This is a genomic window from Prochlorococcus sp. MIT 1304, assembly GCF_047305015.1.
GTDB lineage: Bacteria > Cyanobacteriota > Cyanobacteriia > PCC-6307 > Cyanobiaceae > Prochlorococcus_A > Prochlorococcus_A marinus_E.
In genome coordinates this window covers 1327634-1344468 of record NZ_CP138974.1, presented here as the reverse complement: position 1 = coordinate 1344468, position 16835 = coordinate 1327634, and the positions used below count along the sequence as shown (strand labels likewise).

General features: G+C 30.1%; 15 protein-coding genes. 4 read left to right on the top strand and 11 right to left on the bottom strand.

Annotated features, from left to right (window positions below; all coding sequences use genetic code 11):
- Positions 1 to 6 precede the first annotated feature (6 nt).
- Positions 7 to 495 (bottom strand): flavin reductase family protein, encoded by a 489-nt coding sequence (locus SIB45_RS07605; protein WP_011818417.1) that lies wholly within the window; start codon positions 493 to 495, stop codon positions 7 to 9.
- Positions 496 to 554: 59 nt separating this feature from the next.
- Here SIB45_RS07605 and coaD point away from each other — a divergent pair, with 59 nt between their 5' ends.
- On the top strand, positions 555 to 1028 hold the full coding sequence (gene coaD, locus SIB45_RS07600) for a pantetheine-phosphate adenylyltransferase (RefSeq protein ID WP_011862946.1): 474 nt from the start codon (positions 555 to 557) through the stop codon (positions 1026 to 1028).
- Positions 1029 to 1035: 7 nt separating this feature from the next.
- On the opposite strand, the gene SIB45_RS07595 is transcribed toward coaD, so the two are convergent.
- Genes SIB45_RS07595 through dapF form a run of 4 tightly spaced genes read right to left on the bottom strand, consistent with a single transcriptional unit; the run spans position 1036 to position 4919 of the window.
- On the bottom strand, positions 1036 to 2253 hold the full coding sequence (locus SIB45_RS07595; protein ID WP_011862945.1) for a D-alanyl-D-alanine carboxypeptidase: 1218 nt from the start codon (positions 2251 to 2253) through the stop codon (positions 1036 to 1038).
- Between the two features lie 7 nt (positions 2254 to 2260).
- Positions 2261 to 2887 carry a DUF1995 family protein gene (locus SIB45_RS07590; RefSeq protein WP_011862944.1) on the bottom strand — a complete coding sequence of 209 codons (627 nt, stop codon included), beginning with the start codon at positions 2885 to 2887 and terminating at the stop codon, positions 2261 to 2263.
- On the bottom strand, positions 2887 to 4059 hold the full coding sequence (locus SIB45_RS07585) for a cysteine desulfurase family protein (protein WP_011862943.1): 1173 nt from the start codon (positions 4057 to 4059) through the stop codon (positions 2887 to 2889). Before SIB45_RS07585 ends, SIB45_RS07590 begins: the two co-directional genes overlap by 1 nt.
- Positions 4059 to 4919, bottom strand: a complete 861-nt coding sequence (gene dapF, locus SIB45_RS07580; protein ID WP_011862942.1) for a diaminopimelate epimerase — start codon at positions 4917 to 4919, stop codon at positions 4059 to 4061. The genes SIB45_RS07585 and dapF overlap by 1 nt, the downstream gene beginning before the upstream one ends.
- 107 nt (positions 4920 to 5026) lie before the next feature.
- Between dapF and leuS the strand changes: the two genes are divergently transcribed.
- Complete coding sequence (gene leuS / locus SIB45_RS07575) at positions 5027 to 7597, top strand: leucine--tRNA ligase (RefSeq protein ID WP_011862941.1); 2571 nt, start codon at positions 5027 to 5029, stop codon at positions 7595 to 7597.
- On the opposite strand, the gene SIB45_RS07570 is transcribed toward leuS, so the two are convergent.
- Positions 7594 to 9177 carry a glucose-6-phosphate isomerase gene (locus SIB45_RS07570; RefSeq protein WP_011862940.1) on the bottom strand — a complete coding sequence of 528 codons (1584 nt, stop codon included), beginning with the start codon at positions 9175 to 9177 and terminating at the stop codon, positions 7594 to 7596. The two genes, leuS and SIB45_RS07570, sit on opposite strands and share 4 nt — an antisense overlap.
- Before the next feature lie 181 nt (positions 9178 to 9358).
- Between SIB45_RS07570 and purN the strand changes: the two genes are divergently transcribed.
- On the top strand, positions 9359 to 10015 hold the full coding sequence (gene purN / locus SIB45_RS07565) for a phosphoribosylglycinamide formyltransferase (RefSeq protein WP_011862939.1): 657 nt from the start codon (positions 9359 to 9361) through the stop codon (positions 10013 to 10015).
- On the opposite strand, the gene argC is transcribed toward purN, so the two are convergent.
- Positions 9999 to 11054, bottom strand: a complete 1056-nt coding sequence (gene argC / locus SIB45_RS07560) for an N-acetyl-gamma-glutamyl-phosphate reductase (protein WP_011862938.1) — start codon at positions 11052 to 11054, stop codon at positions 9999 to 10001. The two genes, purN and argC, sit on opposite strands and share 17 nt — an antisense overlap.
- Before the next feature lie 88 nt (positions 11055 to 11142).
- Between argC and ribBA the strand changes: the two genes are divergently transcribed.
- On the top strand, positions 11143 to 12867 hold the full coding sequence (gene ribBA / locus SIB45_RS07555; protein ID WP_011862937.1) for a bifunctional 3,4-dihydroxy-2-butanone-4-phosphate synthase/GTP cyclohydrolase II: 1725 nt from the start codon (positions 11143 to 11145) through the stop codon (positions 12865 to 12867).
- A gap of 4 nt (positions 12868 to 12871) precedes the next feature.
- Here ribBA and SIB45_RS07550 read toward each other — a convergent pair whose 3' ends face one another.
- The 4 genes from SIB45_RS07550 to dnaK are packed head-to-tail and all read right to left on the bottom strand — an operon-like array spanning position 12872 to position 16673.
- Positions 12872 to 13309, bottom strand: a complete 438-nt coding sequence (locus SIB45_RS07550) for a peptidylprolyl isomerase (protein ID WP_011862936.1) — start codon at positions 13307 to 13309, stop codon at positions 12872 to 12874.
- 39 nt (positions 13310 to 13348) lie between these two features.
- The gene (locus tag SIB45_RS07545) at positions 13349 to 13732 is read right to left on the bottom strand and encodes a DUF3110 domain-containing protein (protein ID WP_011862935.1); all 384 of its coding nucleotides are present in this window, start codon (positions 13730 to 13732) and stop codon (positions 13349 to 13351) included.
- 33 nt (positions 13733 to 13765) lie between these two features.
- On the bottom strand, positions 13766 to 14725 hold the full coding sequence (locus SIB45_RS07540; protein WP_011862934.1) for a DnaJ C-terminal domain-containing protein: 960 nt from the start codon (positions 14723 to 14725) through the stop codon (positions 13766 to 13768).
- Entirely contained in the window at positions 14676 to 16673 is a 1998-nt protein-coding gene (gene dnaK, locus SIB45_RS07535; protein ID WP_011862933.1) for a molecular chaperone DnaK, read from the bottom strand. Before dnaK ends, SIB45_RS07540 begins: the two co-directional genes overlap by 50 nt.
- Positions 16674 to 16835: the final 162 nt, after the last annotated feature.

Here is a 16835-nt window from a genome sequence, read left to right as displayed (position 1 = left end):
TAGTGGTTAACCTCCATAGTTCCAGCCAGTTGAAGATAAATTTAGTGAGTCAACATCATTATTCAGATAAGCAGATTGCACCTCTCCTACAAAAACGGTATGGTCTCCATGCATAACACTTCCAACAACATTACATTCAACACCTCCAACACTATCAACTAAAATAGGCAATCCAAGCTCACCTAAATTAAATTCAACAGATTCAAATCTACCTCCTAATGCTTTTTGAGGTTTAAAGAAAACAGCCGCTAGATCCTTTTGATCACTTTTGAGCACATTTAATGAGAACTTATTGGTTGACTTTATTATTTCATGACTAGAACCCTCTGCTCTAACAGCCATTACAACTAATGGTGGGGTGAAAGAACCTTGAGTCACCCAACTTGCAGTAAATCCATTCACTTCATTTTTATCCTCGTCTCTAACACCACAAATAAATAATCCGTGAGGTATTTTTCTTAATAAGATTTTTTTTGCTTCTAGATTTAATGTCATAATTGATTTAACTAATAATATTATTTTAACTAAATTTCTTATTCGATCATAATAAATTCATGAAAATTCTTTATCCAGGTACATTTGATCCTTTAACAAATGGGCATCTTGATTTAATAGAAAGGGCTGAAAAAATATTTGGCAAACTAGTAGTTGCTGTTTTAGAAAATACCTCTAAAACACCAACATTTAATCTTGAAAGAAGAATAATACAAATAAAAAATTCTCTTTCTCATTTACCTAATATTGAAGTTATTTCTTATTCTGGTCTAACTGTTGATTGTGCAAATGATCTAAAAGCTAATCTTATTCTTAGAGGCTTAAGAGCAATGAGTGATTTTGAGTATGAACTACAGATTGCTCATACAAATAAATCACTTAATAATGATATTGAAACTATATTTTTATCGACAAATACAAATTATAGTTTTCTTAGTAGTTCTTTAGTAAAAGAAGTTGCAAAATTTGGTGGTGAAATTAATCACATGGTACCCCCCTCTGTTGAGAAGGATTTAAAAGATTATTTTAAATAATATTTTTTTAACAGGATCTCAAGTAATAAAGATCACGTAATAAATTAAAAGCTTTTTCTTTATCAATTTTATTAGAATTTTGGATAATGCTTATAATTATTGGCTTATCATTTTTATATAAAAAGCCAGATAATGCAAAGACATTCGAAAGAGTCCCAGTTTTGCCAAAAAACTTTCCAGACAATTCACTATTTACAAATCTTTTAGCTAACGTTCCTCTCACTCCCGTAATTGAAAGTGTAGATTGATAAGCATTAAAATCATTAGAATATCTCATTTTATCTAAAAACAATACAACTAACTTTGTTGTAATTCTATTTTTTCGAGACAATCCACTAGCATCTGCAAAGTATGCATTAGTTGCTGGGAGGCCTTTATTTTCAAGCCATCTTTTCAATTTTATATAGTTATTATCGTTCCATGTATTTGAGGCATTTTTAAAAAGAGATTCAGCCGTAAAATTATGGCTTTCAGAATTTGTTAGAGTTAATAATGAAAGAATTGGAGTTGAATATACTTTATTTATCTCTTTAAAATTTTTTAAATAAAAAGTTTTTTCTGAATCAAAAAAATTTATATATATTTTTGAATTTGGAAATTTATTTTTTAAATAATTTTTAATAAAATTTTTTAATGCATAAATATCATTATATTTATTGTGATTACTTTCTATTGCAAGAGATGTAATTGGAGATCCATATTCGTAAAGTTTATCAGTATTTGTCCAACCATTAGGCCAATATAATTTCGAATCAATTTCTATAATATTAAAGTTAATAATTTTATTTTCTTTAACATTTGAAATTAGTTCGATTATATTTTCATAATTAAGATCTGGATCACCTTGACCGTGTAAATAATAATCGTTTTTATTTTTAAATAAGGAAGTTTTTAAATTATTATTTAGTTTATATTTACTTAAAACATAAGCTGATGAGAATAATTTTTGGTTAGATGCTGGCAACCTTGGAACATCCTCATTGTAGGAACTTATTATTTCCCCTTTATTATTAATAATTGATACACTAAAAGAATTATCAAGCGTTTGATTCAATAAAGCATCATAAGTAGGACATATTTTGTTTTTAGTAATTATTCCCGGGAAATTAAAATAAATACTATTTAAAATAGTTATTTTCTGATTTGCTATTAAATATCTTATTAAGAAAGGAGATGTTACTAATACAAGAACAATAAAGAAAAATGAATATATATTTTTTTTCACATTCAACCTATAAATTTACAAAAATAGATTCATTGTCGGGTTTAATTTCAAATTCTTTTTTAAAAAAATATCTATTATTTTCTTCTTTGAAAAGCAACCAGTTATTTGGATAAATATGCATGAGAGCAGCTTTATTTAAAGGCTGCAGAAAATAAATATTATTCCATGTTTTGACAAAGTTTTTACGTCGCTCTCTAATAACACTTCCTATACCAATATTGGCATCTTCAAATTTTGGATTTAATGAATAATGCGTACCTTGATAATTATCAGACATTGGTTCAAATGAATCGAAATCATATGGCTGAGGTAGTATGGATATCATTGCACTATCAATATTATTTATATTATTTGATTCATTAAATGATTTAAAAGTAAAGATTTTATCTTTGATATCTGGATAGTCTCTTTGAGCCAAAGCCACAGCACCTTGATCAGCAAATGTTATGAATACATTATTATTTTTAGACAATATCTTGTAGATAGTTATTCCAATTCTGTTAAACTTCAATCCTTCAAAATTAAATTCAATAGTAAATCTTTTATTTGAATCTAATAAACTTGGAATAATTGCATCCTCCATATTCTTAAGAGATTCATTTAAATCTTTAGGTAGTCTGTAATTGGTTTCCATTAAAATTTGTCAATACATATTTGAATAAGTTCTAAAAATTTATCTATTTCTGACTTATTGTTTATTGAACCTAAAGTAACACGAATATTTGAATATAGTTCATCATCTTTTAAACCAATATTTTTAAGTGTTGAGCTAGGTTTCCCAGATGAGCTTGAACAAGCACTTCCACTACTTATGGCTATTTTATTTTCTGACATAAAATTAACAATCTTATAGGCCCTAATAGGCTCAAATATTTTATTTAATAGTAGAAAAGAAATATGACTGGGCAGTCTATGGTTAATACTACCGGTAATCTTTATATGATTATTATCTTTAATTTTTTGAAAAAAATAATTTTTAAGTTTATTAATATTATTAGAAGGAAATTCAGTTATGTAATCATATAGTTTTATTTTTCCTTCAATATTCTTTAGTGATTCATACATTCCAGCGATTAATGGCAAAGCTTGTGTACCTTGTCTAATTGAAAATTCCTGAGTAAGTGATATGTCATTATTTTTTAAAATTTGTCTAGACTTTTCTTTTGTTAAAAGAATACCGATCCCTTTTGGACCTCCAAATTTATGAGCGGATAGACTTAAAAAATCACATTTAAGATCTTTCCAACTGAATATTCCATTACTTAATATTTGAGTTCCATCTAAATGAAACATTATATTTAATTCTTCACATTTGGAACCAATAAATTGGACAGGTTGTATTGTCCCAATTTCACTTTGTCCCCAAATAATTGATACAAGCTTAGTATTATTGTTTAAAAATTTTTCGATATTAGAAATATTTAAAATTCCATCATTATTTACCGTCCATTCGTAAATATCCCAATTTTGTTTTCTTAGTTTATTAGCACAAATAGTTGTTGCTTGATGTTCAACATTTGAAATTACAACTCTACCATTTTTAAATTTCTCATAAATATTATCAAATACAATATATGTCGATTCCGAAGAACCAGATGTAAAAATTATATCCTCTGGATCTGCTTCAAATATACAAGCAATTTTAGATCTAATTTTTTCAAGATATGTAGAGCATTTTATCCCTAACTCATATGTAGATGAAGGGTTATGCCAATAATCCCTATAAGTTGAATTTATTATATTTAAAACATTCTCAGATAATGGAGTTGTGGATGCATTATCTAAATAGATAAAATTATTTTCCATTAATTTACTAGCATTGATCCTGAGAAAACCTTTTTAGCATTACCGGTCATCATGACTTCACAATCGTCTTTTGACCAATCAATTTTAAGATTACCTCCTGGTAAAGTTACTATGGTTTGTGAATTACAAAGGCCTAATTTATAAGCTGCTACATGAATAGCACAGGCACCTGTTCCACAAGCTAAGGTTGGTCCTGCACCCCTTTCCCATACTTTTACTTTGATATTATCTCTATTTAAAATTTGACAAAAATGCACATTAGTTTTTTCAGGAAATAATTCATTTTTTTCTAGTATAGGACCAAGTCTGGAAAGAATAATTGACTCTATGTCTTTTACAAAGAATATTAAATGAGGATTGCCCATTCCTACGGCATAACCCATATTATTAAAATCTTTCTCAATAAATTCGTGTGAAGGAATTGAATTTATTTTTTTTTCAATTGTTGTTGGAATATTTTGACATTCTAAAATTGGAACTCCCATTTTTACTGTAATTTCATCATTTATATATTTTGCGATTTTTAAACCTGCTTTAGTCTCAATTTTATATTCTATATTTTTATTATTCATTGAATCATTTAGGTGGAGATACTCAACTAAACACCTAATTCCGTTTCCACACATTTGTGCTTCAGAACCATCAGAATTAAAGATTATCATTTTTGCATAATTATCTTCTTTAGGTTCTTCTATAAAAATCACACCATCTGCTCCAATACCAAATTGCCTGTTGCAAATTTGTTTTATATCAAATATTTTATTTGTCTTGTAATTTTTATATAAATCATTTCCTCTAGAATCAATTACTACGAAATCATTTCCGTTACCTTGATATTTTTCAAAAGTTATATTTTTCATTGGTAGATAATATATTTTAAATTTTAATTATAAATTATTCCTTTTAACAATCTATTTCTATTTTATACAATGGATATTAAAATAATAATTTAACAAATAAAAATTAAGTGATTTCTCCCGATCAACAATATGAGACTGATACCAATTTATATAATCCATCTGAAATAGAAAAAAAATGGCAGTCAATATGGACAGAAAACAATTTATACAAAACCGATGAATTAACTGACAATAGCGATAAATTTTATGCCTTATCAATGTTTCCCTACCCTTCAGGTAATCTTCATATGGGACATGTTAGGAATTATGTTATTACAGACTTAATAGCTAGGTTCCAAAGATTTAAGGGCAAATCTGTTTTACATCCAATGGGTTGGGACGCTTTTGGTTTACCTGCTGAGAATGCAGCGATTGAAAGAGGAATTAGTCCAAGTGTCTGGACTAAAAAAAATATTTCTCATATGAAGTCACAATTAAAGCTTTTGGGACTATCAGTTGATTGGGATAGAGAATTTGCAACCTGTGATGAAAATTACTATGTTTGGACACAATATCTATTTTTAGAGTTATACAAGGCAGGTCTTGTATATCAAAAGGAATCAGAAGTTAATTGGGATCCAATAGATAATACAGTCTTAGCGAATGAACAAGTTGATTCAGAGGGTAAATCTTGGAGATCTGGGGCAATAGTTGAAAAAAAATTATTAAAGCAATGGTTTTTAAGGATTACTAATTATGCGGATGAGCTATTGAAGGATTTAGAAAAATTAGATAACTGGCCAGAAAGAGTGAAAATAATGCAAGATAATTGGATTGGAAAGTCAATTGGTACAAATATTAATTTCAATATCAATACCCACCCAGAAAAGAAATTAACTGTATTTACAACAAGGCCAGATACTTTATTTGGAGTTACTTATTTAGCAATTTCTGTTAATCATTCATTAATTAAAAATATTTCTGATCAAGAAACCATACAACATATAGAAAATCTTAAAAAATATCTGAAAAAAAATAAAAATAATGAACTTGAAAAAATTGGAATAAAAACTAGCTTAATAGCAATAAATCCAGTTAATTCTGAACCTATTCCTATTTGGGTGGCAAGTTATGTTCTCGATGAATACGGTACAGGTGCTGTTATGGGCGTGCCTGCTCATGATCTAAGAGATTTTGAATTTGCCAAGAAAAATAATATTGATATTAAACAGGTAATAATAAAAGATAAAAGTGAACAGAATAAAGAGCTTGATGAAGCTTATGTGGAAAATGGATATCTTATTAATTCAAATCAATACGATGGAGTAGCAAATACTATTGCTAAATTAAAAATTTCAGAGGAGGGCGTAAATAATAGATGGGCTGAAAATAAGACACAATATCGTTTAAGAGATTGGTTAATATCTAGACAAAGATATTGGGGATGTCCGATTCCTATCGTTAATTGCAAAAAATGTGGATCTGTTCCTTTAAATCAATCTGAATTACCTGTTGCATTACCAAAAGATATAGATATCTCTGCAAACAAAATTAATGCTTTAGGTGATAATAAGAATTGGGTAAATACAACATGTCCAAAATGTGGAATAGCAGCAAAAAAAGAAACTGATACTATGGACACTTTTATGTGTTCATCATGGTATTTTTTAAGATATCCATCTTCAAAATGTCCAAATAAGCCATTTGAAAAGATTGAAATTAATAAGTGGTTACCTGTAGATCAATATGTTGGAGGAGTAGAGCATGCAATATTGCATTTGTTATATGCAAGATTTTTCACTAAAGCTTTGCGGGATAATCAACTATTTGAAATTGATGAACCTTTTAAAAAACTATTAACTCAAGGTATGGTTCAAGCTGCAGCCTATAAAAACAATAAAACGGGTAAATATGTTTCTCCTTCCGATATTAATGACTTATCAAATCCTACAGATCCAATTGACAATACCAAACTCGAAATTCTTTTCGAGAAGATGTCTAAGTCAAAATATAATGGAATAGACCCTGAATCAGTAATTAAAAAATATGGAGCAGATACCGCAAGAATGTTTATATTATTTAAAGCACCGCCAGAAAAAGATTTGGAATGGGGAGATACAGATGTTGAAGGACAATTTAGATTTTTAAGCAGGATTTGGAAGCTTTATATAAATTGTGCAAAAAATGTAAATATTAAATCTAATTCCTATCCAGATAAAGAAAAAAGTTTAATAAAGTCAATGAATATCGCTATAAAAGAAATCTCAAATGACATATTAAATAACCAATTTAATACTGCTATTTCAGAACTAATGAAGTTTTATAATTCATTATCAAATTCCATTAATGACGTAAACAATAATTTAAAAATTGATGCTTTAAAAACATTTTGTATTTTGTTGGCTCCATTTGCACCTCATATTGCAGAAGAAATATGGCATCTTATAGGATTTAAAAAATCTGTGCATTTAGAACACTGGCCTTCATTCAATGCCGAGGCACTAAAGGAAGATTCATATGAACTAGTAATACAAGTGAATGGAAAAGTTAGAGAGAAAGTAAACATTAATCATGATATGAATGAAGATCAAATTAAAGAATTGACTCTCAAAAGACCTAACATACTTAAATGGACTAAAGATAAGGAAATAAGAAAAATAATTATTGTTAAAGGAAAAATTATGAATATTGTTGTTTAAGAATTTAGTTTCTGAATAACTAATGAATTTGGATTTGACCAATCGCCCTTAACCAAATAATTATCATTACCGAAACACATTTCACGGAGTATGAAAAATATAGATTCACTCACTGAATTATCAAATAATGATGTTATGTCATTTATAGAATATTCTCCACCTGCATCTAATAAATTACTTACTTTTTGTTGATACTCAATAATATTTGCGGCTGCTTTCTTCCCAGCTTCAACTCCAGGTTGATCATATGCATTTATATTTACCAATTCAGCGTAGAAGGATACAGCCCTCTCAAATAAAGCGATTAAGGCACCTAGTGAAAAACAATTTAACTTTTCTAATGTTATGGTGATACTTTGTCTGTTTTCACTAGAGAGTGCTGATCTGGTTCCTTGCAAAAAACCAGAAAGATATTCTTTAGGATTCTCTTTATCATCAAAAATATTAGTAGATGGAGTATCTAATAATTCAATAAAAATACAAAAGAAATTATCAATACCATCTCTGAGTTGCTGAACATAAGCATGTTGATCTGTAGATCCTTTATTACCAAAAACGGAAATACCTTGATTAACTACTTCACCATTCCTATTAAATTTCTTTCCTAATGATTCCATTACTAATTGCTGAAGATATTTACTAAATACCTGTAACCTATCTCTATAAGGTAATACGACCATATCTCTCTTTCCAGTGCCATCACCAGTTAAATACCATGCTGATGACAATAGTGCTGCTGGATTATTTTTAAAATCACTTATACGTGTGGCTTCATCCATTAATGATGCACCTTTAATAAATTCAGATATATTTTCATTAATAAGAGCTAATGGAAGTAATCCCACAGAGCTTGTAATACTAGTTCTTCCTCCAACCCAATCTTGCAAATTAAATATTTTTAACCAATATTCAGAAGTGGCTTTTTTAAATAACTTACTATCTTTCATAGTTATTGCTATAGCATTAGAATTCCATTCAAGAGAATTTTTTTCGCAGTGACTTTTAATAATTTCCATAGCAATTCTAGGTTCAGGCGTACCACCTGATTTGCTTACTACTACAAATAATGTTGTTGATAATTTTTCAGATAACTCTTCTAACTTTTCGCTAATTAAAAAAGGATCAACATTATCGATATAAGAAAAATTTAAGCCTCTAGAACACTTCTGCAGTGATTCTGTAATAAGTAAAGGTCCTAACCCACTTCCACCAATTCCTATCCATAGAACATCAGTATACTGCTTATTATTCTTATTCTTAATATCTCCATTTAAAATTTGTTTTCCAAATTCAGAGATTGCATTAATATCTGCTCTAATTTCCTCTGCTATTTTTGAAGAGGGTGAAATTGATGGATTTCTAAGCCAATAATGTCCAACTTGTCTATTTTCATCAATATTTGAAATTGCACCATTTTCTAATTCTTTCATTGATGAAAAAACATCTACAAATTTATCTTCTAAATTATTTATCTCTTTACTTGTGAAATTAATTTTGCTTATGTCTAACCAAATATTTAATTTTTTATCAAACCAAAGATAATTACAAAATTTATCCCAAGAGTTTAAATCTCCATTCATTTTATATATTTGTTTCTTTTATTTTTATTTAATTATATCTATACGAATAGTACATAGATTTGATTCATTTAAATTTGTTTAAATTATTATCTTCAAATAAATATGTTTTTGAATATAAACAATTGAAATTAAGGGTTCTTTTTATTTCATAAGAATTTATCATTGGATAAAATAAAAAACTTTGGATAGATCATTTAATTACATAATTTCCCCTGAGATATCTGAATTTAGAAGATTTTCCCCAAAATTAAAAATCGGTGTACTTGCTTCTGGGAAAGGAACAAACTTTCAGGAATTAATTAATCTCTCAGAAAAAGGAGAATTAGATATAGATATAAGAGTTCTAATAACTAACAAAGATGATGCAGGTTGTATAAAGAGAGCTGAAAGTAAAAAAATACCTCACAAAATTATAAGAGGCAAAGACTTTCTGCAAAAAGAGGCATTTGAATTAGAAATTGTGAATACTTTAATTCATTACGATGTCGAACTTGTAGTTATGGCAGGCTGGATGAAAATTGTTACTCCATTTTTTATTAATAAATTTAAGAATAAGATAATAAATATTCACCCTTCATTACTCCCATCATATAAAGGTGGTTCTGCGATAAAGGACTCTATATTGAATGGTTCAAAAATAACTGGTTGTTCCGTACATTTTGTTGAAGAGGAGGTAGATAGTGGATCACTGATTATGCAAGCTGCATTGTCTATTAGAAATGATGATGATATTGAGTCACTTTCCAAAAGAATACAAATGCTTGAACATAAAATTTTACCTCACTCAATCTCTCTTGCTGGTTTTTTGATAAGAAGTAACTTTATGGAAAATTATTAGTTAAATCAAGACCTTCATCCATTGAAAATCCACTCATAATATTTAAATTTTGAATTGCCTGCCCAGTCTGACCTTTTAACAAATTATCAATTACAGACAATATAATTATTCTTCCATTTCGATTATCAACTTTAACAGAAAGTAATATTTGGTTTGTATTTTTAACCCATTTTGTTGATGGGAATGTATCTACAGGTAAGACTTTAATATTTTTAAAATTTCTATAATAATTATCCAGAAGAATCCTGCAGTCATCAGAAGTTAATCCTGGATCTCTTAATCTCCCATATATAGTCGAATGCATACCCCTTGAGATTGGGACTAAATGAGGTGTAAAAAGCAGTTCAATTTTAGTTCCAGAAATTAATGATGCCACTTGCTCGATCTCTGAGGTATGTCTATGGTTTATCAATCCATATGCTGACAGACCTTCTCCACATTCTGATAAGAGTAGCTTTTGGTTTGGTTCTCGACCACCTCCAGAAGTTCCGCTTTTAGAGTCAATAACTATACCTTCATTTTCAATAATTCCTTGAGAGAGATAAGGAGCCAATGGAATAAGAGCAGATGTTGGATAACATCCTGGGCAGGCAATTAATCTTCCTTTTGAAATGGCTTCTTTATTTATTTCAGGAAGACCGTAAACTGCTTCTTTACATAAATCATCATCATTCCTTTTATAAATAGCAGCTTCTTTGGAATATACTTTTTTCCATTCATCTAAAGACTTATATCTATAATCAGCAGATAAATCAATAACTTTAAGTCCTTTATCTAATAATTTCCTTGTCAATGTTGAAGATAAGCCATTTGGTAAGCAAAGCAAAGCAACATCAGCATTTTTTGAAATATTATCAACTGAAATTTCTTCTATATAAGGATCATTATCAAGATAAATAAAAGGAAAATTATCATTCCATTTTAATCCAGATGTTTTATTACCTCCTAAAAATGAAATTTTGTAATTTTTATTTTTCTTTAAAAGATTTACCGCTTGAATACCGCCGTAACCTGTAGCACCTACTATTGCAACATTCATTTCTTTGAATTGGCAGACTTTGAGATAGGATTAATAAGTGTTGAATTTAGGGTAACTAAAACACTATTTTTATATATTGATAGGAATAATGAAAGAAACAAGTCCCAAATCAAATAATGGAACAATTTTGGATATAAATGATTCTTTTAAAATTGAATTTGACCCTATCAGCGATGCATTGGCAGCTATAAGAAATGGGGAATGCATAATTGTTGTAGATGATGAGAGAAGAGAAAATGAAGGAGATTTAATATGTGCGGCTCAGTTTGCAACTCCACAGCAAATTAATTTTATGGCTACCGAAGGACGTGGACTTATATGCCTAGCCATGCAAGGTGAAAAACTTGACTCTTTAGATTTACCATTAATGGTAGATAGAAATACAGATGAAAATCAAACAGCTTTTACGATATCAATTGATGCTGGACCTGAAAATAATGTTACTACTGGAATTTCTGCTGAAGACAGGGCAAAGACAATTCAAGTTGCTATAAACCCAAATACAAAACCCGATGATTTGAGAAGGCCAGGACATATTTTTCCATTAAGAGCTAAGAAAGGTGGAGTATTAAAAAGAGCAGGTCATACTGAAGCGGCAGTAGATATTGCGGCAATGTCAGGTCTTTATCCCGCTGGAGTGATTTGCGAAATACAAAATCCTGATGGTTCCATGTCTAGACTTCCACAACTTAAAGAGTATGCAAAACAGTGGGGAATGAAATTAATATCCATAGCCGATTTAATTAGTTATCGTTTTCAAACTGAGAGATTTGTATTTAGAAAATCTGATGCGGTACTTCCAAGTATTTTTGGTAATTTCAAAGCTTATGGATACGTTAATGAACTTGATGGTTCAGAGCACGTTGCATTAGTTAAACAAAAATCATCCAAATTAAGAGAGCCTGTACTTGTAAGAATGCATTCAGAGTGCTTAACTGGCGATGCTTTTGGATCTTTACGTTGTGATTGTAGACCTCAGTTAGAGGCTGCTTTATCAAGGATTGAAAAGGAAGAAGAAGGAGTTGTTGTTTACTTGAGACAAGAAGGTAGAGGTATTGGTCTTATAAATAAATTAAAGGCTTATAGTTTACAGGATGGTGGATTAGACACCGTAGAAGCTAATGAAAAATTAGGTTTTCCAGCTGATCTAAGAAATTATGGAGTTGGAGCACAGATATTAACCGATCTAGGGATAAAAAAACTAAAATTACTTACAAACAATCCTAGAAAGATTGCTGGATTAGGTGGTTATGGAATAGAAGTTATTGAGAGAGTTCCATTGGTTATTTGTCCAAACGATAATAATGCAGAATATTTGAGTGTAAAAAAAACCAAGTTAGGCCATATGATTGATGAAGAAAATTCTAATTCAAGGAATATCGATCCATTCATATCAATTTTTCTTGACGGTAAATATAAATCTAATGATCTAGTTCCAATAAAAAATGCCGTTATTAAATTCTGTAGTTATAAGAACATTAATATTAAACTAGAAAGTACGCCAAGATTATTGGCTTTTTGGAATCGACCAAAATTAGTTTGGAGAATTTTGCATGATCAGAACAGAACTAATTCCAACATTACTGATGAAGAAATAAAGAATATAGAATTATTTATTCAGTTTTTATCTAATTATGAAAATAGTACAAAGATTGGAATTATAGTTTCTAGAAACATTGAACAGGCTTTACACCCAACAAATAGCATCAAATTAATCAATACAAAATTTACTATTAATAATGAAATTTTATATTCATCTACAAGAAAATTTAATCTAGATAAAGAGACGTTTAGTATTGTTTTTGAAGGCTAAGTTACTATTTTAAAGTTGCTTTTAGAATTTTTGAACCATTAGTAAGCTTTAGAACTACATCCATATCATCAGTCTTACCAAAAACAGTATGAACTCCATCTAGATGAGGCTGAGGTTCATAGACTATGAAAAACTGACTACCACCTGTATCCTTTCCTGCATGAGCCATAGAAAGTGAGCCTTTTAAATGTTTATTGGAATTAATTTCACATTTAATATTATATCCAGGGCCTCCAGTTCCAGGCATCCCAGATGCTCCGTCACGAGTATTAGGACATCCACCCTGAGCCATAAATCCAGGAATAACTCTGTGAAATGCTAGACCATCATAAAAACCATCACTAATCAAATTCGTAAAGTTTTTTACTGTATTAGGTGCGTCGTCAGAGAAAAATTCAATATTAATGTTCCCTACTTCTGTTTCAAATAATGCGGATGTCATGTTTTATTTGTTTAATAATTAATTATGATATTTTAATAGCTAAAGTAACTTTTCAAGGTTTTCCTTAATGGTATTTATATCAATGTTATCTTTTTTACTATTTTTGTCTTCCTCCCAATTTTCAACTTCTAGGTTTTTCTGTGGTGGTGAAATTAACAATCTATCTTCTGCTGTTTTAGGTACAAAATTTTTTTCTACTAATTTGCATTCATAGTCTAATTTAATGCAGAAATCTTTTATTTCCTCAATGTTGATCATTTCAACTGTTGGCAATGGAAAATCTTGTGCTTCTAAGAGACCACAATATCTTGTTGCATCATCCTTATCTTCAAACATAAGAACGATCGTCCTGCCTTTTAGTTCTATTGAATGGATTCCTTCCTTATCTGTTCCTGAATTATATAAAAGAACAAATATGTTCATAAGTATCGATTTTTCTATTTATATAATATTTGATTAAGAATCAGAAAGTGATAATTCTTGTAATCTTGTATATAAAGCAATTTCTTCATCATTAATATCAGCAGGTATCACTACCAAGATTTCAACATATTGATCACCAACATTATCTTCGAAAGTTAAACCCCTACCTTTCAAACGTAACATTCTTCCCGTAGATGATTTTGGTGGCACTTGAAGTGTGACATTTCCTTCAAGGGTGGGGACCTCTACTGCACAACCAAGTAGAGCATCATGAGGAAATAATTCTAATTTATAAAGAACTCTTAAACCGTCTATTCTTAGACCACTTTCGGTTTGAACTTTTAACTGCAGATAATGATCTTTACCTCCTCTTGCTATATTTTCAAGTCTTAATCGCCACCCATCTCCAGCAAAAGGAGGCGTATCGACTTCTACTACGGTTTCATCTTCAAGCTCTATTAAAATTGAAGCTCCATTTAAGGCCTCATCAGGAGTTAATTCAATAATTGTTTCAATATCTTGGTGGAGTTTAACTGGAGGCGGCTCTACTGGAGAGGTTGTAGGGTATTCATAATTGTTAAATTCATCATTATTTGTATTTATTGATTCATCCTCAAATGGCTCATTATCATAATCCTCGTAATTCTTTGGTGAGTATTCATATCCAAATAATGAATCAAGATAATCTTGAAAATCAGGAAAACCTGTCTTGAAATTATTATTTTCGTAATCATCCTGAATATTTTCATCAGAAATATCTTTTCTTATATTGGGATTGCGTAGATATTCGTATGCTTGGTTAATTAATTTAAATCTCTCTTCTGCATTAAGATCGTTTTTATTTAAATCTGGGTGCCATTTTCTCGCTTCTCTTCGAAAAGCCTTTTTAAGTTCTTTATCATCGAAATCGGGGGATAAACCCAAAATCGACAAATAGTCTTTTTTAGAGGAAGTAGTCATTGTCCCATGGATCATCGTCCCTAGAATTACCATACCTCGAATTTCTATAATTTCTATTCATTTGATTATCCCAAGGATCTTCATCCCAATAATCATCTGAAAAGAGTTCATCCTTTAATGATCCAAATGTATTTTTAATGCTTTGTAAGGGATTATTATCAGTTTTCTTTTCTGCTGCAAATTTTCTATTTAAACCGAATAATGCTTCTTGAAGAGCACTTACTGAGATTTCTAATTCTTGAGGATCATCATCATCTATAAACTCTTCAACATCTTGAATGGCTAATTCAACAGCTCGTTGTTGCCTCTCAGCACCATAAGGGCCAAATTCCAATGAAGCATCTCTAAGTCTTCTCTCAGCTTGCGCAATAAGAGTTAAAGCACTATTTTTTCTATCAATTACAGATCTTCTCTTTCTATCTTCATTGGCTTTTACTTTTGCTTCTTCAATTATCGAATTTATTTCTTGTTCATTTAAATTAGAACCTCCAGAAATTGTAACTGTTTGCTTTCTTCCAGTGGTTCTATCAGTTGCGCTTACTTCTAAAAGACCATTAGCATCAATATCAAATGCAACCTGAACTTGAGGTATTCCTCTTGGAGCTGGAGGTATTCCTGATAGTCTAAATTTACCTAGTGATTTATTTTCAGATGCTAAAGGCCTTTCCCCCTGCCGTACTTGAACAACCACTGATGATTGATTAGCTTCAGAAGTACTAAAAACGTCAGATTGTCTAACTGGTATTGGAGTATTACGAGGAATGAGGACCTTCATAAGACCACCAATAGTTTCTAAACCTAAAGATAAGGGAGTAACGTCATTTAGGAGTAAATCTTGTAAATCACCGCTAATTATTCCAGATTGTATCGCAGCTCCAACTGCTACAACTTCATCAGGATTAACAGATTGACAAGGGTCATTTGGAACAAGAGTCTTTACTAATTGTTGAACCATTGGAATTCTTGTGCTACCGCCGACAAGAACTACCTCATCTATATCATCTGCGTTCCAACCGGAGTCATCTAATGCTATTTGCACAGGCTCTAATAATCTATCCAGAAGATCTTGAGATAATGATTCAAATATTTTTCTATCTAAGGTTTCCTCAATATGTAATGGACCCTCTTTACTAGTGGTGATAAAAGGTAAGGATATTTTTGTTTTTTGCAATCCAGATAATTCACATTTAGCTTTTTCAGCAGCCTCAGTTAATCTCTGCAAAGCTTGCCTATCCCTTCTTAGATCAATATTATGTTTAGCAAGAAATTTTTCTGCAAGCCAATCAACTATTTTAGAATCAAAATTGTTCCCTCCTAACTGTGTATCACCACAAGTGGCTTTAACATCAAATACACCATTAGAAATTTTTAATAATGAGACGTCAAATGTTCCTCCACCTAAATCAAAAACTAACACATTATTAGAAGAACTTTTTTCAAAACCATAAGCTAAAGCTGCTGCTGTAGGTTCATTTAGGATTCTATCTACTTTTATACCAGCCAATATTGCAGAATCCTTTGTAGCTTGCCTTTGAGATTCATTGAAATAGGCAGGGACTGTAATAACAGCAGAGTCAACAGTATCTCCAAGATATGTTTCAGCATCATTAATTAATTTTCTAATTAATGAGCTAACTAATTCTTCTGGTGCATACTCTCTTTCTGTATTTGGGCTAAGAACTCTAACGCTTCCTGTATTATTAGCCTTTACATTGTAAGGAACAGAAATACTATTCTCATCTAATTCATCCCAGTCACTACCAATAAATCTTTTTAGGTTATAAAAGGTATTCTTTGGATTTAGAACAAGCTGTCTTCTTGCTTGATCTCCTATTACTATTTCTTTGTCTTTTGTAAATCCAACTATTGAAGGTGTAGTTCTAGTACCTTCAGAATTAGCAATAACAATTGGACGACCAGCTTCTATAACTCCGACAACAGAGTTAGTAGTACCCAAATCAATTCCAACTATTTGCCCCATGATTTTAGATCGCTAAATTAAAGCAAAATTTACTAATAATTTAATTAAAATTTTTTCTTAGATATCTACATATAATAGTATTAATCAAATATTTTCAACTCAATTTAAATAAATAAGATTATTTATAACCTGTCAAAAAGATTACCATCTACTTTAAAAGAT